This window comes from Barnesiella sp. WM24 (assembly GCF_004570975.1).
GTDB lineage: Bacteria > Bacteroidota > Bacteroidia > Bacteroidales > Muribaculaceae > Muribaculum.
Window position 1 is genome coordinate 1 of record NZ_SPPC01000016.1, and the last position, 23,900, is coordinate 23,900.

Annotated in this window: 14 protein-coding genes and 1 pseudogene; 6 read left to right on the forward strand and 9 right to left on the reverse strand. The window is 52.1% G+C overall.

The window, feature by feature from the left end; translation table 11 throughout:
- Positions 1-193: pseudogene (locus E4T81_RS14260) on the reverse strand (SIS domain-containing protein); the annotation flags it as partial.
- Between the two features lie 240 nt (positions 194-433).
- Here E4T81_RS14260 and E4T81_RS14265 point away from each other — a divergent pair.
- Together E4T81_RS14265 and E4T81_RS14270 are read left to right on the forward strand one after the other, a co-directional pair.
- On the forward strand, positions 434-721 hold the full coding sequence (locus E4T81_RS14265) for a helix-turn-helix domain-containing protein (RefSeq protein ID WP_135045767.1): 288 nt from the start codon (positions 434-436) through the stop codon (positions 719-721).
- 20 nt (positions 722-741) lie between these two features.
- On the forward strand, positions 742-1,404 hold the full coding sequence (locus E4T81_RS14270; protein ID WP_135045769.1) for a hypothetical protein: 663 nt from the start codon (positions 742-744) through the stop codon (positions 1,402-1,404).
- 301 nt (positions 1,405-1,705) lie between these two features.
- Here E4T81_RS14270 and glmS read toward each other — a convergent pair whose 3' ends face one another.
- The 5 genes from glmS to E4T81_RS14295 are packed head-to-tail and all read right to left on the reverse strand — an operon-like array spanning position 1,706 to position 8,756.
- On the reverse strand, positions 1,706-3,550 hold the full coding sequence (glmS, locus tag E4T81_RS14275) for a glutamine--fructose-6-phosphate transaminase (isomerizing) (RefSeq protein WP_135045771.1): 1,845 nt from the start codon (positions 3,548-3,550) through the stop codon (positions 1,706-1,708).
- Between the two features lie 23 nt (positions 3,551-3,573).
- Positions 3,574-4,131, reverse strand: coding sequence for an FKBP-type peptidyl-prolyl cis-trans isomerase (locus E4T81_RS14280; RefSeq protein WP_135045773.1), 558 nt, complete (start codon positions 4,129-4,131; stop codon positions 3,574-3,576).
- Between the two features lie 11 nt (positions 4,132-4,142).
- On the reverse strand, positions 4,143-4,727 hold the full coding sequence (locus E4T81_RS14285; RefSeq protein ID WP_135045775.1) for a LemA family protein: 585 nt from the start codon (positions 4,725-4,727) through the stop codon (positions 4,143-4,145).
- 26 nt (positions 4,728-4,753) lie between these two features.
- Complete coding sequence (locus tag E4T81_RS14290) at positions 4,754-6,298, reverse strand: glycine--tRNA ligase (protein WP_135045777.1); 1,545 nt, start codon at positions 6,296-6,298, stop codon at positions 4,754-4,756.
- 46 nt (positions 6,299-6,344) lie between these two features.
- Positions 6,345-8,756 (reverse strand): glycoside hydrolase N-terminal domain-containing protein, encoded by a 2,412-nt coding sequence (locus tag E4T81_RS14295; RefSeq protein ID WP_135045779.1) that lies wholly within the window; start codon positions 8,754-8,756, stop codon positions 6,345-6,347.
- A 145-nt stretch (positions 8,757-8,901) separates the two neighbouring features.
- Between E4T81_RS14295 and E4T81_RS14300 the strand changes: the two genes are divergently transcribed.
- The 3 genes from E4T81_RS14300 to E4T81_RS14310 are packed head-to-tail and all read left to right on the forward strand — an operon-like array spanning position 8,902 to position 13,485.
- A complete protein-coding gene (locus tag E4T81_RS14300; RefSeq protein WP_135045781.1) occupies positions 8,902-11,589 on the forward strand; it encodes a DNA gyrase/topoisomerase IV subunit A in 2,688 nt (895 codons plus the stop codon).
- Positions 11,590-11,600: 11 nt separating this feature from the next.
- Positions 11,601-12,449: a DUF3316 domain-containing protein gene (locus E4T81_RS14305; RefSeq protein WP_167761964.1), complete on the forward strand. Its 849-nt coding sequence runs from the start codon at positions 11,601-11,603 to the stop codon at positions 12,447-12,449.
- Between the two features lies 1 nt (position 12,450).
- Entirely contained in the window at positions 12,451-13,485 is a 1,035-nt protein-coding gene (locus E4T81_RS14310; protein WP_135045785.1) for a S41 family peptidase, read from the forward strand.
- Positions 13,486-14,012: 527 nt separating this feature from the next.
- On the opposite strand, the gene E4T81_RS14315 is transcribed toward E4T81_RS14310, so the two are convergent.
- Positions 14,013-17,900 (reverse strand): pectinesterase family protein, encoded by a 3,888-nt coding sequence (locus E4T81_RS14315; protein ID WP_135045787.1) that lies wholly within the window; start codon positions 17,898-17,900, stop codon positions 14,013-14,015.
- 114 nt (positions 17,901-18,014) lie between these two features.
- On the opposite strand from E4T81_RS14315, the gene E4T81_RS14320 reads away from it, so the two are divergent.
- Entirely contained in the window at positions 18,015-18,329 is a 315-nt protein-coding gene (locus E4T81_RS14320; RefSeq protein ID WP_209308210.1) for a hypothetical protein, read from the forward strand.
- Between the two features lie 1,199 nt (positions 18,330-19,528).
- On the opposite strand, the gene E4T81_RS14325 is transcribed toward E4T81_RS14320, so the two are convergent.
- Both E4T81_RS14325 and E4T81_RS14330 read right to left on the reverse strand, forming a co-directional pair.
- A complete protein-coding gene (locus tag E4T81_RS14325) occupies positions 19,529-22,540 on the reverse strand; it encodes a fimbrillin family protein (protein WP_167761966.1) in 3,012 nt (1,003 codons plus the stop codon).
- A 36-nt stretch (positions 22,541-22,576) separates the two neighbouring features.
- Positions 22,577-23,875 carry a fimbrillin family protein gene (locus tag E4T81_RS14330; protein ID WP_135045793.1) on the reverse strand — a complete coding sequence of 433 codons (1,299 nt, stop codon included), beginning with the start codon at positions 23,873-23,875 and terminating at the stop codon, positions 22,577-22,579.
- Positions 23,876-23,900 lie beyond the last annotated feature (25 nt).

Consider the following 23,900-nt stretch of genomic DNA (forward strand, 5'->3'; position numbering starts at 1 on the left):
TAGGTCCGTGCTTCATCTCTGCGGCAGGATAGCCTTCGGCATGGATATAGCTGATTTCCTTTAGTTTCAGGGCGCCTTCCAGTGCCGACGGATAATTGTAGCCTCTTCCGAGATAGAGGAAGTTATGAGCATAGGTGAATATCTGTGACAGTCGCTCTATCTCGTCATTAAGCGACAGGGTCTCTTTGATAAGGTCGGGCAGATTCTGGAGCGATTGCGCTACTTCGGCAAGCTCCTGTACTCTTGAATGCTTGTACTAACTCTTGCGAAAATTACCGTCTTTATCATAATTGTTTGATATATCATTTATTACACTACAAATATACATAAGCAGGAATTGTCCTGCAAATCAGGATTGATTAAAATATAAACGATTGATAAAATATTTGATAATTAAAACAAAATCATTAGCTTTGTATCAAAGAATGGATTTATGGAGAAAGTATTAGCCGAAAACGTAAAGAGACTATGTAAGGAGCAAAAGAAGCAACTGAAAGACCTTGCTTCTGAAATGGGTGTTGACCCTGCTTCATTGAACAGAGCAATGTATGGTAATGCCCGACTTGATACCATTGAAAAAATGGCTACCGCTTTAGGGGTATCCATCAAAAGCCTGTTCGACCCGATAGATTATGATACGGTAGAAGGTTACATCAAGATTAAAGGAAAAATCTATCAGTTTAATAGTAAAGAAGAATTAAATAGGATATTAACTGAATAAAAATAAAAAATTTCATTGATATGAAAAAGAAAATTATTTTTACAGTACTATTAGCTTTAACTACAATGTTAGCACAAGCACAACAAATCAAAGTTGAGTATGAAAATAAAATTAGTTCATTACCTGAACTTATGCAACAATACTTTGATATGCAAAATGTAAAACATTCTCGTTTGACCATAAAAGGAGATTTTAATGGAAAACGAGCCAAAATAAAAAAAGTTATCTGCGACAAAGGAACGTTTGTAGAACGTGAATTGCTTGCAGACTTTGTTCATTTTATACTTGTTGATAGTGTTGAAACTTTAGATTTTATGGCAGTCCCTTATGGAAAAGACAGCCTTCGTATTTCTTGTTTCTATCCTGCCAATTTTAACCATATTATATTTAATGACACGGTACGTATAGACAATATGAAAATTTTATTGGAAACATTTACTCCTGGAGATAGTCCTGACATTCCTATTATGGCTTATTCTACTGGTATTCCATTTCAAGGAGGTACTTGGTTTTGCGGTTTGCGAGATTCTGGTGTTGAACCACGAAAATGGTTTGAAAAATATGGGATAGACGGTTATGTCTTTTATACAATAAGACTTGAAGAAGATACGCCCCATGATAATAATATGCCTATTTACATCAAAATAGCAAAACAAGATGCTCATGCGGTACATCAACAATAATAATTTAGTATAATCTTTTAGATTAAACTGAAACAAAATAATGTATCATTATAGTCTTTTTATTTGATTATAATGATACATTTTAATTTTGATACAAACATCATAGTTTCTAACGACTTATGAAGAAAACATCATATCTCATAGAGGTGGTTGTTATAACTCTACGAAACCGAAAATGACTATCGGATGAGGCTGTGTCATTACGACACAGCCTCTTTTTTGTGCCATATTATATAAAGGTATATAAAAATGTAGAGACAACCGCGGGCGGCTGTCTCTACACTATGATTGGATTGTAGTCTTATTCTACAGTTACTGACTTGGCGAGGTTACGCGGCATGTCCACGTTGCATCCTTTCATTACTGCGATATGATAGGCAAGGAGCTGCAGCGGGATTGAGACGATGATGGGTGACAGACATTCCGGCACCGGGGGAATCTCCAGAGTGAAATCAGCGATTTCAGGAATAGTTGTGTCGCCACGGGTCACGATAGCTATTACCGAACCTCCGCGAGCTTTTACTTGCTGGATGTTGGAGATGATTTTTTCGTGCAGCTCATCGGTGGGAGCGATAACCACAGTGGGCATCTCGTGGTCGATGAGTGCAATAGGTCCGTGCTTCATCTCTGCGGCAGGATAGCCTTCGGCATGGATATAGCTGATTTCCTTTAGTTTCAGGGCGCCTTCCAGTGCCGACGGATAATTGTAGCCTCTTCCGAGATAGAGGAAGTTATGGGCATAGGTGAATATCTGTGACAGTCGCTCTATCTCGTCATTAAGTGACAGGGTCTCTTTGATAAGGTCGGGCAGATTCTGGAGCGATTGCGCTACTTCGGCAAGCTCCTTCTGCGAGATGGTGCGGCGTATCTGTCCCACAGCAAGCGCGAGCATCGTAAGCACGGTCACCTGTCCGGTAAAAGCTTTGGTAGAGGCGACGCCTATCTCCGGTCCTACGTGGATGTAGGTGCCTGTGTCGGTCTCGCGGGCTATTGAAGAGCTTACGGCATTGCACACACCATAGACAAACGCTCCTTTTTCTTTGGCGAGCTTTATTGCCGCCAGAGTGTCGGCTGTCTCTCCTGACTGGGAGATAGCTATTACGATATCCTGCGGTGTTATCACCGGATTGCTGTAGCGGAACTCGCTGGCATACTCGACCTGGGTCGGTATGCGTGCTATTGTCTCGAAGAGTCGTGCCCCGATAAGTCCGGCATGCCATGAAGTGCCACATGCCACGATTATTATGCGCGAGGCGTTGACGAAGCGGTCGGTGTGGTCGATGATTCCCGCGAGCTTGATTTCAGTCCCGTTGTTCACGATTCTGCCTCTTATGCAGTCGTGGATAGAGTTGGGCTGTTCAAAAATCTCTTTAAGCATGAAATGGGCGTAGCCGCCTTTTTCAAGCTGTGACACTGACATGTTAAGAGTCTGCACGTCGATTGACGATGACTCATTGTCATTGGTTATTACACGCAGTTCTTCGCCACGCTTTATGATAGCTATTTCATCGTCACGAAGATAGACCACCTTGTTGGTGTATTCGATAATCGGAGTGGCGTCAGATGCAATCAGTGTCTCGTCATCGCCGATACCGATTACAAGCGGCGAGCTTTTCCTTGCCGCAAGTATTGTGTCGGGATTGTCGATGTCGATGACTGCAATCGCATAAGCTCCCACTACCTGGTTGAGCGCTTCTCTCATCGCTTCAAGGGTCGAACATCCGTTGGTCTCCTGGATATACTCTATAAGCTTGACCACGACTTCCGTGTCGGTTTCGCTACGGAAAGTGCAGCCATGCTTCTCAAGAGCCATTTTCAATACATTATAATTCTCGATTGTGCCGTTGTGGACAATCGCGATTTTGCCGTTTGAGCTGTAATGCGGGTGGGCATTTACGTCGTTTGGCTCACCGTGGGTAGCCCAGCGTGTGTGTGCAATACCGATTCTACCTGTCACATCTTTCGACTCGCAGAAGTTTTCAAGGTCATTTACTTTTCCGCGCGACTTGTAGATGTTCAGGTTGTTGGTGTCGGAGATTAGCGCGACTCCGGCACTGTCATAGCCACGGTATTCAAGACGGTGAAGTCCCTTTATCAGAATCGGGTAAGCCTGTTGGTTTCCTATATATCCTACTATTCCACACATAAGAGATTGGTGATAAGGGTTGATTATTGTTTTGTCTCCCAGTTGGGGATATTGACAAGTTTTATATTGAATTTAAGATTGCTGTAAGGAGGTATGCTGCCATATCCGGTAGCACCATAGGCCGACTGGTAAGGAATCAGCACTTCCACAGAGTCGCCTACATGCATCTCCTGCAATACAATGCCCCAACCGCTTATGACACTTGAAAGCCCTGTGCGGAATATCGAGTCGCCGTAAGACTCTTTCAGCAGGTAGCTTGAGTCAAATGCCACATCGGTATAGTAGCGTCCGATGTATTTCACATCGACCGTTGAGGTCCAGTAGGGGCTCAGGTTGCCGGCTGTCTCGCTTCGGTCGTTAAACCAGTGGGCGAGGACATATTGACCTTTGTCATATCCTGGACGCAGGAGTGTGTAGTAAGGCGTGCCGTCGGGATTGGTCTTTTCCTGACAGTCGTCAAGCCAGGAGTTGTTGGCATTACGCCATTCGGCATAGTCATCCCACGTGGTGTCTTTGCTGCATGCCGAGACAACCACTGCGATGATAACGCCAAGAGTAAACAGTAATGGTAATTTTCTCATTAAAATATAGTTTAGAACTCGACCTTCGGAGCTGACTCAGCGCCTGCCGCAGCCTTGAACTGAGGCTTGGGGGTGAAGCCAAACCATCCGGCATAAATCGTGGTCGGGAACTTTTTGATTGAAGTGTTGTAATCTTTCACCGCTTCCGTGTAGCGACCACGCGCCACGGTGATGCGGTTTTCTGTGCCTTCAAGCTGCACCTGCAGGTCACGGAAATTCTCGTTGGCTTTCAGGTCGGGATAAGCCTCGCTCACGGCAAGCAGCGACTTCAGCGCTCCTGTAAGCTGGTTCTGAGCCTCCTGAAACTTCGCGAGAGTCTCTTCGTTGAGATCTTCGGCGGAGATGTTGATTGATGTAGCTTTGCTGCGAGCCTCTGTCACCTTTGTGAAGGTGTTTTCCTCGTGGGCGGCATAGCCTTTGACGGTTGCCACGAGGTTGGGGATGAGGTCGGCGCGGCGCTGATACTGGTTTTCAACTTCCGCCCAGTTCTGGTCGACAGTCTGCTGCTTTTCAACCAGAGAGTTATAGTTGCATGAAGAGAGGCTTGCAAGGCATATGATGCCTGCCAGCAACGAGAAAAGTCGATTAAGTTTCATAATAATCAATGATTAAGATAGTGAGTTTATCCGAGTTTGCGCAGAAGAGAGTTGATGCTTACCGTGTCGTGGATGAGACGGTGCAGCTCGCTTATGTTGACACGCTTCTGCTCCATAGAGTCACGCTCGCGCAGAGTGACGGTGTTGTCCTCCAGTGTCTGGTGGTCGACTGTCACGCAGAAGGGGGTGCCGATTGCATCCTGGCGGCGGTAGCGCTTGCCGATAGAGTCTTTTTCCTCGTAGTGGGTCGGGAAGTCAAACTTGAGGTCGTTGACTATCTCACGAGCCTTTTCGGGCAGACCGTCCTTGCGTACAAGAGGCATGACGGCACACTTCACGGGCGCAAGTGCCGGCGGAAGGTGGAGCACAACGCGGGTGTCGCCTCCTTCAAGCGCTTGCTCTTCGTAGCTTGAGCAGAGCACTGACAGGAACATGCGGTCAACACCGATCGAAGTCTCGATTACGTAAGGGGTATAGCTTTCGTTAAGCTCCGGGTCGAAATATTGAATCTTCTTGCCTGAGAATTTCTCATGCTGGGAGAGGTCAAAATTGGTGCGTGAATGGATACCCTCCACTTCCTTGAAGCCAAACGGCATCTCAAACTCGATGTCGGTAGCGGCATTGGCGTAGTGGGCAAGCTTCTCGTGGTCATGATAGCGGTATTTCTGATCGCCGAGACCAAGAGCCTTGTGCCATTTCAGGCGAGTCTCTTTCCAGCTCTTGAACCATTCGAGTTCCTGTCCGGGGCGTACGAAAAATTGCATTTCCATCTGCTCGAACTCGCGCATGCGGAAGATAAACTGACGAGCCACAATCTCGTTGCGGAATGCTTTTCCTATCTGTGCGATACCGAAGGGTATGCGCATGCGGCCTGTCTTCTGCACGTTGAGGTAGTTGACGAAGATACCCTGTGCGGTCTCGGGACGGAGATATACGGTCATCGCGCCGTCGGCGGTAGAGCCCATCTCGGTGCGGAACATGAGGTTGAACTGACGCACCTCTGTCCAGTTCTTTGTGCCGGAAATAGGGTCTACGATTTCCTGGTCGATGATAATCTGGCGAAGCTCGTTGAGGTCACCGTCATTCATCGCTTTTGCAAAACGCTCGTGGAGCGCGTCACGCTTGGCTTTCTGCTCAAGGATGCGGGGATTGGTCTCGCGGAAAAGGGCTTCGTCAAAAGAGTCGCCGAAACGCTTGCGGGCTTTCTCAACCTCTTTCTCGATTTTGTCGTCAAACTTCGCGATGGCGTCCTCGATAAGCACGTCGGCGCGGTAACGCTTCTTTGAGTCCTTGTTGTCGATCAAGGGGTCGTTGAACGCGTCGACATGACCTGACGCTTTCCAGATTGTGGGGTGCATGAAAATCGCCGAGTCGATGCCGACGATATTTTCGTGCAGGAGTGTCATTGCGTCCCACCAGTAACGCTTTATATTGTTTTTCATCTCAACACCGTTCTGACCGTAGTCGTAAACGGCTGAGAGTCCGTCATATATTTCGCTTGATTGGAATACAAAACCGTATTCCTTGGCATGAGATACTATTTTTTTGAATTGGTCTTCCTGTTGTGCCATAATTCCTAATTAATAATTTTAGAGTCACAAAGATACAGAAAAATGATTAATCAAGCAAAATTTCAGCCTTTTCTCCCTTATTAAGTCGTAGCTCGATGTATTTGCCCGCTGCCGTCTTTCTTCCGTCGACAGTGACTGTGGTGACTCCGGCGGGGGTTTTTATCTTGATGTCAGGGGTGAATCCGCCTGTCACTGTCATGCTTCGGGGCTTTCCGTCATCCCAGGTCATGTCGACTTCCGCACCGCCTCTCACCTTGAATCCGTGGATGCTGCCTGACTGCCATTCGTCGGGGAGTGCCGGCAGCGGGTTGATAAATCCGTCTTGACTTTGCAGCAGCATCTCGCCGATGCCTGCGGCGCCGCCCCAGTTTCCATCCATCTGGAATGGCGGGTGAGAGCAGAACAGGTTGGGGAAGGTGCCTGCGTCATGATGAGGCTTGTCGGCGGTGTAGGCAGGGACCAGAAGTGCCTTGAACAGCTTGTAGGCGCGGTTTCCGTCGCCTAAGCGGGCCCAGAAGTTGACTTTCCAGGCGCGGCTCCAGCCTGTGCCGCCGTCGCCTCTGCGTTCGAGGGTTTTTCGCGCGGCTTCCGCAAGCTCCGGCGTGTATTCGACTGAAATCTGGTTGCCCGGATGCAGTGCATACAGGTGGCTTACATGACGGTGATGAGGGTCGGTCTCCCTGTATTCTTCAAGCCACTCCATGAGCCTGCCGTCGCGCCCGGTCTTATGTGGTGGAAGCAGGGTGAGGTCATGTCGCAGAGAGTCGGCAAACTGCCGGTCGGTGTCAAGGATGGCTGCGGCTTCGATTGTGTTGGAGTAAAGCTCGCGAATGAGCTGGGTGTCCATTGCCGGACCCATGACAACGCTTACCGGCGTCACGCTGTCGGCGGCGAAAAATGTATTTTCGGGCGACGAGCTTGGAGCTGTGACAAGCCAGCCGTTGCGCGGCTCTTTAATCATCGTAGAGCGGAAGAATTGTGCCGCCCCTTTCATTACGGGATATATCTCGGCAAGATATTGCTTGTCGCCTGTGTACAAGTAATGTTCCCAAAGGTGGGCACACAGCCACGCGCCGCCGGTGTTGGTTGCTCCCCATGATGGATGTTCGCCGGGGTCGGTGTATTCCCAGGGGTTGGTCATCATGTGCATTACCCAGCCCTCGGCGTCGGGACCGTAAAACACCTTTGCCGTGTGTGTGCCGTTGGGTACGGCGCGTTTCACCAGGTCTATAAGCGGCTCGTGGAGTTCCGACAGGTTGCCGGGCTCCGCTCCCCAGTGGTTCATCTGCACGTTGATATTGGTGTGGTAGTCGCCGTTCCAGGGTGTCACCACGTCATTTGCCCATAATCCCTGAAGATTAGGGGGCAGACATCCGGGACGTGTGCTTGAAATCAGCAGGTATCTGCCGTAGTTGTAGTATAGGGCGGCGAGCGAAGGGTCGCTTTCGGTCCGGAACGCCTCGATGCGCTCGTTGGTGGGCAGATGTGCGATCTTCCCTTCGGGCAGAGTCACGGTCGCCCGGTCAAACAGCTGCCGGTGACGTTGCGTGCCGAGCCGGTGAAGCTCCTCGATGTCGTCAAGCTTCATTGCCGCGCTTACATCGTTGAGCGCGTCGGTACTGTACATCTCTCCGTTGAGGTAGCTCGTTGCGGCGCCGACGATTACATATGCCTCGTCGGCGTTGCTCACTGTGATTGTGGAGTCGGAAGAATGTACAGAGGCGTTATCCCCCGCCACGCGGCATCCCGCCACTGCGGCATATCTTACTCCGTCTACTCCTGGCTGTCCGCTCTCGAGCATCCCGGAGAGCATGATCATTCCCGCTCCCGCGCTGCTCAGGCTCCCGTGTTTCTTTCTGTATAGCGAGGCGGTAAAGTTGACAGCCGCTTTTTGAGATGCCTTGATATGGTATATCATCACCTCCTCGCCGCGCGGCACGGCACACTCGGCTACGTATCTCACTCCCGCGATTGTATAGGCGGTCGTGGCGGTGGCTTCCTGCAGGTCGAGCCATCTCATGTAGTCGGTGACTGTCGAGTCGGGATAGGACAGGGCGATGTCGAGGTCGGCGAGCATCTGGTAGCTTCCATAAGTGCCGAGGTCGGTGGTCTTTGTCGGGACAAAGGTGGAATACATCAGCTCCTGTGCCTCAAGGTTTTTGCCTTCGACAAGCAGGCGCTGTATTTCGGGGAGGCTTTTTGCGGCTGCGGGATTGTCGTAGCATGCCTTTGAGCCGCTCCACATGCTTATCTCGTTCAACACGATTTTCTCGTCAAAAGGGTTGCCGTAGGGCATCATTCCGAGTCGGCCGTTGCCGAGCGGAAGGGTCTCTTCCCATTGCACTGCGGGCGTCGTGTACCATAAGGTCATGTCGGCGGGAAATGCCATGTCTGTATTCTGTGCCTGTAAGGCGCCTGTCACTGTGACTGCCGCAAGTAGGGCTGCAAGATGTTTCATAAGGGTCAGTTTGATGTCAGGTGTTTAGGTATTTGTTGCAAAAATAGCAATTATGGGCGAAATGTCGCATTATGCGGAAAAAAAATGTTAACTTTGTAGAGATTGCGCATGTTGCGCCTTGTTCCATGAAATCATTATCCAGGCAATGAGCGACGATATAGACGATATGACATTACCCGGTGAAGAAGAGGACACCTCTCTTCCCGCAGAATCATCAGAGAAGGGTGGCAGGGTCACGCTTGACACCACTGACGACGTGGTGAGACACCAGTTGAGAGGCATGTACCAGAGCTGGTTTCTCGACTACGCCTCCTATGTGATACTTGAACGTGCGGTGCCACATATCACCGACGGATTGAAGCCCGTGCAGAGGCGCATACTCCACTCTATGCGCACCCTTGACGACGGGCGTTTCAACAAGGTGGCTAATGTGGTGGGCGACACGATGAAATACCACCCCCACGGTGATGCCTCCATCAAGGACGCGCTTGTGCAGCTTGGACAGAAGGACCTGCTTGTGGAGACCCAGGGTAACTGGGGCAATATACTTACCGGAGCTTCCGCGGCTGCGGGCAGGTATATCGAGGCCCGACTCTCCCACTTCGCCCTAGAGGTGCTTTACAGCCCGAAGGTGACTGACTGGACTGTGTCCTACGACGGCAGAAATCCGGAGCCTGTGACGCTTCCCGCCAAGTTCCCGCTTTTGCTGGTGCAGGGAGTGGAGGGTATCGCTGTCGGTCTGTCGTCAAAGATATTGCCTCATAACTTCAATGAGATAATAGATGCCGCGATTGCCTATCTTAACGGAGAGGAGTTTGTTCTGTACCCCGACTTCCCCACAGGTGGTTTTCTCGATGTCTCCAAATACAACGACGGGGAGCGTGGCGGCTCGGTGAAAATAAGGGCCAAGATAGAGAAGGTCGACAACCGCACTCTCGCCATCACCGAGATTCCGTTTGGCAAGACCACCGGGTCGCTCTCCGATTCCATCCTGAAGGCGGCTGAAAAGGGTAAGATAAAGGTGCGCAAGGTGGAGGATATGACCTCTGAAAGCGCGCTCATCCTTGTGCATCTGCTTCCGGGAACATCTTCCGACAAGGCTATTGACGCGCTTTATGCGTTTACCGACTGTGAGCTGAGCGTGTCGCCCAACTGTTGCGTGATTTCTGAAAACAAGCCTCATTTTCTTGGCGTGAGCGACGTGCTGCGCCATAGCGTCGACACGACTCGCGACCTTCTCCGCCGCGAGCTTGAGATACAGCGCGCCGAGATCGAGGAGTCGCTCCATTTCGCGTCGCTTGAACGCATCTTTATCGAGGAGCGCATCTATAAGGACAAGGAATTTGAACAGGGTGAGTCGATGGACGATGTGCTTGCCCATATCGACCGCCGTCTGGATCCGTTCAAGGCTTCGCTATGGCGCGAGGTTACGCGCGACGACCTGCTCAAGCTGATGGAGATAAGGATGAAGCGAATCCTGAAATTCAACAGTGAGGATGCCGACCGCCAGATTGCCAATTATAAGGAGCGCATAGCCGTAATCGATGACCATCTCGCCCACATGGTGAGATTTACCATCGACTGGTATTCCCGACTGAAAGAAAAGTATGGCGCACCTTATCAGCGCCGCACTGTCATACGCAGTTTCGACAACATTGCCGCAGCCGCCGTTGCCGAGGCAAACGAGAAGCTTTATATCAACCGCGAGGAAGGCTTTATCGGAACTTCGCTAAAGAAAGACGAGTACATATGCAACTGCTCCGACATCGACGATATAATCATCTTTTACAAGGATGGTAAGTACAAGGTCGTGAAAGTGCAGGAAAAGATGTTTGTCGGCAAAAACGTGTTGTATGTAAATGTGTTCAAGCATAAGGATGAACGCACAATCTATAATGTAATCTACCAGAACGGCAAGGGTGGCATATATTACATGAAGCGCTTCTATGTGACGGGAGTCACCCGAGACAAGGAATATGACCTTACCCAGGGATTGCCCGGCTCGAAAATAATGTGGTTTACTGCCAATCCTAACGGTGAGGCGGAAGTGGTGAAAGTGACGCTGAAGCCTAAGCTGCGCCTGAAGACTCTGCAGTTTGATGTCGATTTCGGCGAGCTCGGGGTCAAAGGCAAGGGCGCACAGGGCAATATCGTAACCAAAAACGAGGTTCACCGTTTCTCGCTCAAGGAGAAGGGTGCGTCGACGCTCGGCGGCAGAGAAGTGTGGTTTGACCCCGATATCCTGCGCCTTAACTATGAGAAGCGGGGCACTTATCTCGGGGAGTTCCTTGGCACTGACCAGATACTTGTCATCCTTAAAAGCGGAGAGTATTACATGTCGACCTTCGCGGCAAGCAACCACTATGAGGACAATATACTGCGCATAGAGAAATACCGTCCGGGACATGTGTGGACGGCTGTGCTTTATGACGCTGACCAGCAGGGTTATCCCTATCTGAAACGCTTTACCTTCGAGCCGGTGGCAAAACGCACGAGCTTCATCGGTGAAAACGAGAAGTCGCAGCTTATCATCCTGAGCGACGAGCCGGGATGTCGCGTTGAGGTGACCTACGGGGGTGCCGATTCTTTCCGAGGCTCTGCCGTGGTTGACGCCACGGAGTTTATCGGGGTCAAGAGTTGCAAGGCAAAGGGAAAGCGACTCACTACTTTTGCCGTCGAGTCTATCGTGGAGATAGAGCCAAAGGAGGTTGATGTTGTCGACGAGACAGAGGAGGAGCCTGAACAGGCGCCTGCCGAAGATACTCCTGTTGAGCCTGAACGCTCCGACGATGAGGTGCGCGACGAGATTAACGGGCAGCAACGTATATTCTGATGCAACACGCCATGTCACGCATAATATTGCTCCTTGCCGCCATGCTGCCGTTTGCCGCGGTCGCGCGCGACAGCGTGGAGGTTAAGCCTCTGCGTCCGGTGACCTCGGCTTACATGATTGAGGCGGGCGGTGCCGAGCTTGTAAACACCTATCTCACTCCGCTGAAATACTCGGGCTGGAGCGGGGCGTTCAATTATGAACGCATGCAGGCAATGAAATTTTCTCCCGACAGGTGGGTGATGCAGCTACGTTCCGGACTGACGTTGAACCGCACCCACAATCCGGCACGCAATGCCACTATGTGGCGTCTGACAGGTGAATTTTCATGGGGCATGATGCACCGCTGGCGTCTGCCCGCCGGCATAACCCTTGCCGCCGGAGGCAGCACCGGCATTGACCTGGGGTGTCTTTACAGCACCCGTAACGGCAACAATCCCGTGGCTGTGGAGGCGGCGTGGACGGTTAATGTCACCGGATATGCCGCGTGGAACTGTCACATTGGGCGTCTGCCGCTTACTCTGCGTTATCAGCCTGTATTACCCCTCACCGGAGTGTTTTTCTCTCCGCAGTATGGCGAACTGTTTTATGAGATTTCGCTCGGCGACGACTCCGGGCTTGCCCATGCCGCATGGTGGGGCAACTATTTCCGCATGGAAAATCTTGTCACCGCCGACCTGCACTTTGGCGCGACCACGCTCCGTGTCGGGTTCCGCAGCAATGTGTTATCAACCAAAGTCAATAATATCACCACGCGTGTCATTAATTCATCAGCCGTGATCGGCGTGGCGGGGGAGTGGCTCAGCCTTACCCCCGGCAAGGGCATTAGCCCCGAGGCACGCATAATCTCCGCCCTGTATTGAAATGATAAATCGACTTGCAGCCTTATTTCCGGTCATTCTCCTGATATTGTCACTTTCCTCATGCCACAAGGTCGAGGAGTGGGATGACAGCCCTCGCGGCAACTTCGAGGCTCTGTGGACCATAATGGATGAGCATTACTGCTTTTTCGCTGAGAAAGATGTGGACTGGAACGAGGTACACAACCGTTATTCGGCTAAGGTCAGCGACGACATGACGGCTAAAGAACTGTTTTTTGTGTGTGCCGACATGCTTAACGAGTTGCGCGACGGTCACACTAACCTGTCATCCTCGTTCAACACCTCCTATTATCGTGCATGGTGGAGCGACTATCCTGACAATTACAGCTCGCGGCTCGTCGAGCAGTATTATCTGAATTTCAATTACCTTTCTTCAGGAGGAATCGACTACGGCATCCTGCCGCAAAATGTAGGATACGTGCGCTATGATTCTTTCAGCTCTCCGATAGGAGAGGGCAATCTCGACCAGATACTGATGTATCTTAACACATGTACCGGACTCGTCATAGACATCCGCAACAACGGCGGCGGCAGCATGACTAACGTGGAGACACTCGTGGCGCGGTTCATAACCGGGCGTACGCTTGCCGGATATATCTCCCATAAAACCGGTCCCGGGCATGACGACTTTTCCGCTCCGCGCGCCTACTATTATGACCCCGCCGAAAAAGGGCGCATAATGTGGGGCAAGCCGGTGGTGGTACTCGCCGGGCGCGGCACATTCAGTGCTGCAAATAATTTTGTATCAATCATGCAGTATATCCCCGGGTGTCGTGTCGTAGGAGCCACGACAGGCGGCGGCAGCGGTATGCCTTTTAACTCCGAATTGCCAAACGGGTGGGGCGTGCGTTTTTCGGCATGCCCGGTGCTTGACGCCAAAGGATTGCCCACGGAAGCGGGCATAGACCCCTCGCCCGGATGTGCTGTTGATTTTGACCCCCATGCGGCAGTCGACGGCATCGACACAGTCCTTGACTTCGCCATCACCCTCCTTACCTCCGGCACAGATATACAGTAACGCTGACTATTCAATCTTAGATTTTGCATGTGTGACGCGGGCGAGCTTCCACTCGCCCCTACACTGCCTGTCTGGATAGTTATTGATAATGCCCTGTAGACCACCGCGTAGCTGTAGGGGCGACTGGAAGGTCGCCCGCAACACAAACCATGCGAAAACACAGAATATCCCCGCCCGGGGATGCCGCGACATATACGTCATCAGCGGACGCAACGCGGGCGAGCTTCCACTCGCCCCTACACTGCCTGTATGGACAATCATTAATAATGCATTGCAAATCACCCCAACGCACCGGCGGACGTGACGCGGGCGAGCTTCCACTCGCCCCTACATTGCATGTGAGGTAGCTTGTGTTGCGGCGTGGTGTGTTATCCCCTTTGGGGATAATCCATGTTTAGCTGTGGGTTGAGCGTAGCGATACCCACGGTATGTTTTGTGTATTGACGATGTTTCCGTAGGAATCATCATGCAATAAAAAATGGGCCGCGTCAAAACGCAGCCCATTTGGTCGATAGACGCTGTATGTGTCAGCGGATTATTTTCAATACGCGCGGTGTCATGGAGTCACCGTGCAGATAGATTAGGAGCATGCCTTCCTGACAGTCGAGGAGCGACATTGCAGTCTCATTGACTGTTGCCGTGCTTACGATCTTGCCGTCGGTTGAATATATTGTCACCGTGGCGCCTGTCGCCTCTTCCGGGATAAGGAGGGTTGATGTAGCGGCGTCATACTTCATTTCGCCGATTGAAGTTATCACCTTATCTATTCCGGCGGGAGTCTTGTTGATGTCTTCCCCCATCAGATAGGCGAGATACACCTCGATTGCCGTATATCCGTTTTCGGTAAGCTCGTTGTTGTCGGCAACGTCAGGGTTGTAGCCGTTGGCGATTTCCCATTCGTCGGGCATTCCGTCGCCATCACTGTCGGTCGGCACAGTGTAGTCGGTTGAATAAGCGAAAAATCCTTCAGCGTCATTTTCGGTGTCGATGATACCGGAAGACGCCCCCATTGCTTTGCCGCCGAAGGTGGTGGTGCCGGTGCGAGCGTCGTCGGCTACACGCTTCTCCACTTTGTCGCGGTTGACACATCCCGCCTTTGCCACAACGGTCGCATATGCGTCGTCGGCGGTCTGGATGTTTTCAAGCATGTAATGGGCGGGTACATATTTACCCACTGCTCCTGCTATCGAATACTTGTAGTAGGCGTTTTCCGGCACGATGCGCTCGTCTACGCGGATGTCGGCGAGCTTGTAGCCTTCAGCCTGCATGGCGGTCCAGTTGTCGGCTGTAGCCGATGCGATTCCGTGAGCCACATTGCCGTTGACATACCACTTGGCGGGTCCCCATGACTTGGCCCCGTCGCGGGCGTAGCTTGAGTTGACAAATACTACCTGCGACTGATTGGATGCGTTGCCGGGGCGGTAGTAATTGTTCATGAAGTTACACTCGTGGGCCGAGTTCTTGCCGTTGTACGACGAGATGTCGGCTGTGTTTTCACCGCCGTAGCAGTTGCCCGCCTTGCCGTAGTTGTAGTTGACGTTGTTGGCATATTCCATAAACACCACATAGTCTTCACCGCGCGCACCGTTGAAGCGGCATGAACGCGACTGGTTGTGGGCAAGCAGGTTGTGGTGGTAAGTGGCGGGAGAGCCTCCCCACTGGCATCCGTAGCCGCGCACACCCTTGGAGTGTCCCGCGTTGTAGAGACCCTCGTGTACCATGCAATACTGTACGGTCAGGAAGTGGCAGTCGGCTGTGTTCATATTTTCTTCGACCGACCATCCGAATGAGCAGTGGTCAAAGATGAAGTTGGAGCAGTTTTCAGCACCGCAGGCATTATCGGCAAGTATGGTGCCGGCAAGATTCTTCTGTCCGATGCGGAAACGCACGTTTCTCACGATAAAGTTCTGCGAGCCTCCGAAGTTGACCTTATTGCGGGTTATGACGATTCCTTCGCCCGGGGCGGTCTGTCCGGCAAGGGTCCAGTCGGCACGGTTTACGCGCAATTCGCTTGACAGGGCGATGTCGCCGCTTACCTCAAACACGATGGTGATCGGCTCGTTCTTGTATTGGTTGAACGCCCAGCGCAGAGTGCCTTCCGAGCCGTCGTCGGCAAGCGAGGTCACTTTCACGATTTTTCCGCCGCGACCGCCGGTGGCATATTTGCCAAATCCTTCGGCGGTGGGGAATGCCGGCACTCGTGTCGCCTCGCGGGCTTCCACGGCGCGTGAGGTGACTCCATAGCGTGAAATGGTGCTTACGGTGTAGTTGCCCGAAGCGGTGGTGGTGTAAGACGGGGTCTCGGTCATTGCCACGAGTTCGCCGTCAAGATATATAAGGTATCCGGCTGCAAGCTCGTCGCTTTCCCACGTAAACCCTTTGCGGTTGACGGTGAAATTGGTGGGCGCTGTGGCGCTGTTGAGGATATAGTTGAAGTCAAAAGGCACGTCGGAGAAACGCTCAAACATGAACTTCGCGTTCATGTAGGCCTCGACTTCGGCATCCGATGCCTGACGGGCAAACGACACACGACCGGAGAGGTCGGCGGGTTCGCCGTCGCTGTTGATGCTGTTGTATTCATAAAATGACGCCGAGTTCTCGTTGCCGTTCCAGGCTCTCCATCCTGCGGCGGAAATGTGGTCGCCGAGCACACAGTTGAGGAACATCGAGCCGCAATTCTCATCCCACGGGCGTCCGAGCACATAGCTGCCTGCTGTCACGCCGTCGGCAGCTGTCACGCGGCAGTTGTTGAAGAACAGGCCGGGATAGAAGCTTTCCGCGCTCAGTTCGGGGAAGAGCACGCGGGTCATGGGCATGCCGCTTGACGACGGGGCGGTGATGTAGCCTCCGCCCTTCACGCAGCGTATCTCGCAGTTTTCAAACCACTCAAGACCGCCGTCGTAGATAAAGTCGACAGCTCCCTCGACAACACAGTCGACAAAGTAGCCACGCGACCCGACGTTAGCCTTGTAGGTGTCCTGGTAGCCGCTCAACACACAGTTCTTAAACATGTGGGCGTCGCCTGCAGTGTACAGCGCCTCAGCCTGTCCCACATTGCCGCTCGTGTTGCGGATGGTAAGATTTTCGGCATAGAAGCGGGGCACATATACATTCAGCGCGGCGCAGTCGTTGAAGGTCACGCCTGAGGCGCCGGCACCACGTGACACCGATGAGGTAAGTATGGTTGTCGCCGGGTCGGAGCCGATGAGGCTGATAAACTTGTTGTGGCTCTCTTTTGTGCCGGCATACACGTTTTCATCATAGACGCCGGGGGCTATGTAGATGATTCCGCGGTAGCCGTCGGGAATTGCGTCGATTGCCGCCTGTATGGTGGTGTGGTCGGCGCTACCGTCAGGGTTCACTGACAGGAGCATGAGCGGAGCGTCGGCGTCGGGGGCGTTGTCTTTGCCGCCTGTCTCGAAGTCGTCGAGATTAGATAGCTTGCCGACATCTCCTATCGGGTTGTTACGGGCGTGTTCGGCATCAGAGGCGCTGATTTCGTTGCCGAATATGCGCACTTTGTGTACTCGCGGAGCCTGTCGCTGCGCCATCGGGTCGATAGCCTGGGTGAAGGCTGTGCCGCCGTTGCCGTCGCCTTGCACGGGATTGTCCATGTCTTCGCCGTCCCATACACGCCAGCGGAGCGACACGTCGGAGGCGTCAATCACGTTTTCCATGAAATATCCCTGGTCGCTGTACACCGTCCATCCCTGCTTCTGGCGCTCCGAACCCATCCATACGAGGGGTTCCCAGTCGCCGTCTCCGATCTTGATGTCACATTTTATTCCGCGTCCCCAGGAAGTCGATGACCATGACCACTGCACGCGCTCCACGTAGGGGATATGGTCGATTTCCATCCATCCGTGAAGTGACGTGAGTGTGCCGTCGATTTCTGCAGCGGCGTCACGGCACATCTGCACAAATCCCGCTTCACCGTAGATAGGTTTTCCGGTGGAGCTGTCGTAGCGTATGTTGTCTTCAAGATAGTTCTTGTGACCTGCCTGTTTCCAGTCGTTGTAGTTGGTAGCCTTTTCTCCGAGATAATACTGGCGGGAGAAGGCGGCAGTAGCTCCGCCATATCCGCCGTAGGATGTCTTGTTGGCAAACATGCAGTTGTGAAACAACACGGGATAGGTCACGTCGCCTGCGCCACCGTTTGCCGGCACTTCAAGCACCGCGTTGACATATCCGCCTGACGAGAAGTCGGGGCAGTCTCTGCCTGTCTCAGCAGTCCATGTCGACGGCCAGCGGGTGTCGCTGAAATTGATGTCGATGATTTTGGTCGCTTGGGAGTCGTCGCTCCATTGTTCCACTACCGAGGGCGGGTCAAGTTCGCCCGGGGATGCCGCATTAAGAGAGGCGGCGCCTGCGGTCATGGCGATGATTACGCCGGTGATTCCGGGGGTTAGTCTCATGATAGATGTTTTTTAATGGTATATGTATGATTGTAATAATGAAGTTTCGATGGTATTATATTTCAAATGCAAAGATACGCAAATTTTGTTAAATCCCCTTGCATTTGTATAGTATTGTGGAGATTACCGCGTGATATGGCGCGTGGTATGGCGCGTGATATGGCGCGTGGTATGGCGTTTGGTGTAACTGCGTGGGGATTATCGCGTAGCTGTAGGGGCGACTGGAAGGTCGCCCGCAACACAAACCATGCGAAAATACAGAATATCCCCGCCCTGGGATGCCGCCACATATACGTCATCAGCGGACGCACCGCGGGCGAGCTTCCACTCGCCCCTACATTGCATGTGTGTGTTTGCGTGGCGTTGTGGGAGATTTCGGCGTGGTGTGTTATCCCCAAAGGGGATAGTCTTTGTTTAGCCGTGGGTTGAGCGTAGCGATACCCACGGTATGTTTTGTGAATTTACGATGTTTCCGTAGGAATCATCATCGAGTATCAATCGTTTCGCCAAATCAATGTTGCAATGCCGATGAAATGATGATTCCTGACGGAAACATCATTTGCGTCGGTGCCTGTCCGTGGGTATCGCTGCGCTCAACCCACGGCTACACGTCGGATTATCCCCTGCCGGGGAATTGCATGTATGGCGTTTTGGTGTAACGGCGTGCGGGATCACCGCGTAGCTGTAGGGGCGACTGGAAGGTCGCCCGCAACACAAACCAAGCGAAAACGCGGTCTATCCCCGCCCGGGGATGCCGCGAAATATACGTCATCAGCGCCCGCAACACAAACCATGCGAAAACACAGAATATCCCTGCAAGGGGATGCCGCCACATATACGTCATCGGCGGACGTGACGCGGGCGAGCTTCCACTCGCCCCTACATTGCATGTGTGTGTGTTTGCGTGGCGTTGTGGGGGATTTCGGCGTGGTGTGTTATCCCCAAAGGGGATAGTCTTTGTTTAGCCGTGGGTTGAGCGTAGCGATACCCACGGTATGTTTTGTGAATTTACGATGTTTCCGTAGGAATCATCATCGTGTATCAATCGTTTCGCCAAATCAATGTTGCAATGCCGATAATTTGATGATTCCTGACGGAAACATCATTTGCATCGGTGCTTGTCCGTGGGTATCGCTGCGCTCAACCCACGGCTACACGTCGGATTATCCCCTGTCGGGGAAATGCATGTATGGCGTTTGGTGTAGCGGCGTGTGGGATCACCGCGTAGCTGTAGGGGCGACTGGAAGGTCGCCCGCAACACAAACCATGCGAAAACACAACATATCCTCGCCCGGGGATGCCGCCACATATACGTCATCGGCGGACGTAACGCGGGCGAGCTTCCACTCGCCCCTACACTGCCTGTATGAATAGTTGTTGATAATGCTCTGTAAATCACCCCAACGCATCGGTGGACGCACCGCGGGCGAGCTTCCACTCGCCCCTACATTGCATGTGTGGTGTGTGTGTGCGTGGCGTTGTGGGGGATTTCGGCGTGGTGTGTTATCCCCAAAGGGGATAGTCTTTGTTTAGCCGTGGGTATCGCTGCGCTCAACCCACGGCTACACGTCGGATTATCCCCTGTCGGGGAAATGCATGTATGGCGTTTTTGTGTGATAGGATGGGGATTATTCGCGGATTGGGCGTACGGTGAAGCCGTAGGCGTTGTTTGTACCTCCGTTTAACGAAACGTGAGGTATTGCCGGGTTTCCAGAGAGTCGGTTATCAAGATAGAAAAGCAATGTACTGCTTGTCCATTTGGTACCCCAGATTGGATCTGTTTGTTCTTCGTCTCTAAATCCTGTTACAACTTGTGATGAGCTTCGTGTAAAACCGGAGGTCGCGATGAATGTAAGGTCGGCATGCGCAGGCCATGTGATTGTCGTTTCCTTTGACTTTCCGTCATTATATCCATCTATCACTTCTGTTTCTCTTACACCCATGTCACGCAGACCGGTCGCGGGGAAAAATATTTTTTGTCCCGAACCATTCTCTCCGGTAGCGATATTCCAGCCAATTTTTTGGCTGCCATCTTCGATTTTGTCATATTCATTAAGAGAACCATAAGCATTTGCTTCTGAGAGATTTGTTGTACCTACCTTTTTGCTGAACATTGAAAAAGCGTTTGGAGGCGGCATCTTATATCCGGGAGGACATGGGTCATAAATAGTTTTGGTTACATTCCGTTCGTTATTTGCATTGTCCAAGGTGTTGGCTGCTCCTTGCTCGTCCATCTGCGAGTCCCAGAAGTTCAATATAGCATGGTGCTTGTATCGGGTATTTCTTCCATCATGCCAGTGACGCCTGAGGTAGTCGGCAGTCAGGTCATAGTTGTCTACCTTAGGTCGCTTTGACATATAAAACTGATGAGGATTCTGGATTGAAGTTCCTATGCTGACTCCTGATTGTGCGGGAGCAATGGCATATTGCGGGTCATCGACAAAATATGCCTTATTTTTCATGTTATATTCTGTCTGCAAATGCGGTAGCCCTTTTGCCCAATCGAGAATAGCCCTGTTGTACACACCCGGCAGCATCGGGTCCTTGCGACCCCACTGATAGAAAGGATTGTCACCTGCGATAGAGGCTACGATTTCATCCTGAGATATTTTTATGGGAAGAGCCACGCTCTTTTTGGTCTTTCCGTCGGGCAGCTCAAACTCTACCCTCAGGGTAATATCGCGAGCCGGATTTCCGCCGTGCGGATCACAGTAGCCGAGATTACATGGCGCAAAATAATAATCTTTTGCCAGGGTGCTTCTTGACTTTGTGTGGATGTCGGCTGAACCGTCCCATTTATAGTTGGTCGCCCATATGTGCCAGCTCCATAGAATCACTTTTGCCGAGTTGCGCACGGCGACTACAGCATTGCCCTGCACAAAGCGGTCGGCACGCGCGTGAAATTTAAGCATATTGCCATCAAGCTTTACCTCGGTCACGAGTTCAGGAGCGTCCTGCCAGATGAGTACGGCATCGGTGGCTCCGGTGATATTGGCTCCGGTGATTACCTCATTTTCGTGATTTACAAAATCGCGTAACACACGATGATTTTCCTCATCGTCATTGGGCAGCTCTTTTGTTCCCAAATATTTGTAAGACGACTCGCCCGCAGTTCGCGCGTTGCCGTAGACAAGCGGCAGGCTGTAGTAGCCCGGGGCTGAGATTATGTAGCAGTTGGCGGTCTCTCCGCCTCCCGAGAGGTCGACGCTTGACGAGGGAGTACCTTGTTCAGGGTTGTTTCCCATCTTTTTGAGCATCTCTTCATATACCGACTGAGCCGGAAGAGCGATGCCGTTTTTGCTCACGAGCGCAGCCTGCGGGTCGGACAGATCAGGCTCGGGCTGCCATTGGCTTGCCGTCCATGTCTTGCCTCCGTCGACCGATGTCTGTAAAGTGAACGGGAGCGAGATGATTTTGGTCTCTGCGCCTGTCTGGGCAACTTTGGCAAAAGCCTTCAGTGCGACTTCTCCGGGAAGAAATCCATGGGCGCGTATTGACCGGGCGTCGGTCTTGCCGTCGACGGTAAGTTCGGCTACAGGCTCGACCACGATTCCGGTCGAGTTGAGCGAGTAGACAACCTTCTTGCCTGTACCCCATGTGGTTCCGGCGAGCGAAGCCTTCAGATGACGGTCGGTCCCGGTAAGCTCGTCGGTAAATTCTATATCTATTCCGGCATCGGCGGGAAGAGTCTGCGGAATCATCATCATGGTGATTTCGCCGCCGGTGATCTCGCTGTCTTTGTCGGTGTAATAATTGTTGTTGTCTTTGTCGGCCGACGGAAGTTTCTTGCCGTCGTCGCCAAATGATATTGTGAAATCGCGTGGAGTCCCTGCTGCTGTCCACGTTCCGGAGCCAATGCGGTGGCTCCCTTTGCCGTAAACGTTTTTGATTGTGACGCTCTTGATGGTGCCGCCGAGCATTGCCTCGCCTGTCTTGACGGTCACGGCGGTGAGCGCATGGGTGAATGTAAGACTTACCGCACCTTTCTGACCTCCGTCGCAGACGGTGACAGCAGTCATGATGTCGGTCTGGTCTTTCGCATCGTCGGGCACGGTGTAGGTCAGTACCGGCGCGCCCGTGTCGGTTGCGGGAGAGTGGATGAGGCGGCTGTCGTCAAATGCTGACGAATGGGGAGAGTAGGCGAAAAATTTCAGTGTGCCGGAATTTACCCACTGGAGTTTCAATCCGTCCTCGCGGGTCCATTGGCTGCCTGACTTGTGCATCTTCAGGTCGTGGGCGAAGTTGAGTGGGAAATCATCGCCGGGGGTGCCTGTATAGCACATCGCCGACACTCCAAACGAGTCGTGGAATCCGGCAGTGTCGGTCACCGGCGCGGCGCGTCCGGCTGAAGAGGAAGCCGCTGACACCGACATGGTGTCGGCGTCAGCGGATGAGATTTCCGTGACAAGATATAGAGGATCGGCATCGGAGTCACATGTCATCTCCCTGATGTCCAGTTGGCTGTCGGCGCGGGAGCCGGCAGTCCAGTCGCCTGTTACCTCCACGTCAAAGCTTATGCCTGTGCCGCCTGTCGACGGGCGGTCAAAGGTGTCATCTTCACATGAGGAGAACAGTGACACGGCGACAAGCGCCGCCATGCCGCCGGCAAAGCGTATATAGGATGATTTAAGATGTGACATAGTTGCGTTCATCTATACTTGTTTAGGTAATTGTGATTAATCCATCTTGGTGTCTACTGACTCTTCGGTCCAGTCAGATACTTCGACCTTGAAGGTAATCTCGTTTTCAAGCACGTTGTCGCCCGGCTTTTTGCCATCTTCCGGAGTGGTTATGATGTCGTCGCCCTTGGGAAGCACGTCGGGAATAGCGGGGGGATACTGTCCGGCGCCTGAGCCTCTACCGCAGAACTGAAGGGTGTAGACATATTTCTTACCCGGCTTCCAGTCGATGTCAATGGGGACGCAGGTGTAGCCGTAGGCATTTTCCTGATATACGAATTCTTTCTTATCGTTATAGGTGTAGGGGAAGAGCTGGTGAACATGTCCGTCGCCCTCAACCTTGATTGCCGGGTTTTCAGCAGCCCCTGCTTCAGTTACCGGAGAATTGTGGTAAGTCTCGACGCGACACAATACAAGGATATAGGCGCCGGTTGATGTCTCTGCGGTTGCAATCGCCCCTTCATGGGATGAGGGGTCGGCAGCAGCTTTGGCGAAGGCATATTTATCTCGTTTCTGGGGAATCAGCATAAGGCTTGACTGGTTGCTGCCATCGTTGCCCACGATTGTGGTGGCGCTGGATTGGCTAAGTGAGCTTCCTGCGGAATGAGAACAACCGTAGCTTACGAGATTGGCTGTATTTGCCCAGTTCATGTGATGATAGTCGGCGTCGAGTCCTTCTTTCTGGAATTGAAGGTCGGCGGTCGAATTGATGTTTACGAGCCATGCTCCCTTGACATATACGCGTCTTCCTTCTTCAAGGTCGGCGCCAAGCTTGGCTTTTATCTCGATCTGAGAAAGCGCGTGGTGAAATTCCAATGCTACCTGGTTACCGGGCGTTTTTGCCGCTTCGGCATATGTGACAACAAAATCATTCTGTCCCGCGCCTCCTGTTTCTACTGACTGGGCTACCTTGTAGTTTTGCAGGTGCTGAGAAAGATTTGTTATGCTCGGAGTCAGATAATCTTTTGCCGCCAGCGGACCGTAAGCCCAGAAGTTAATTGTGTTTACTCCTGTAGGCCAGGTTACTTTACTGTCCAGCAAGTAGATTCCTGATGACGAAGAGGGATCTTTTTTCGCTTCCATGCCGTTGATAAACATCTGGGGATAGCCAGCGGCATCGGCATAGACATAAAATCCGTCAAGGCCTTCAAGAGTAAGCGGCGTGGCGCGGCTTACCTGAGTAGTGAAGGAAATGCCTTCTCCTGCATTGATTTCCTGCAGCTCATCGGTAGAGCATGAGACAACCCCCATGGCTGCAATCAGGGCGATGCCTGATAATTTTGCATTCTGTTTCATGATTGTTACTCTGTTAAATATATTT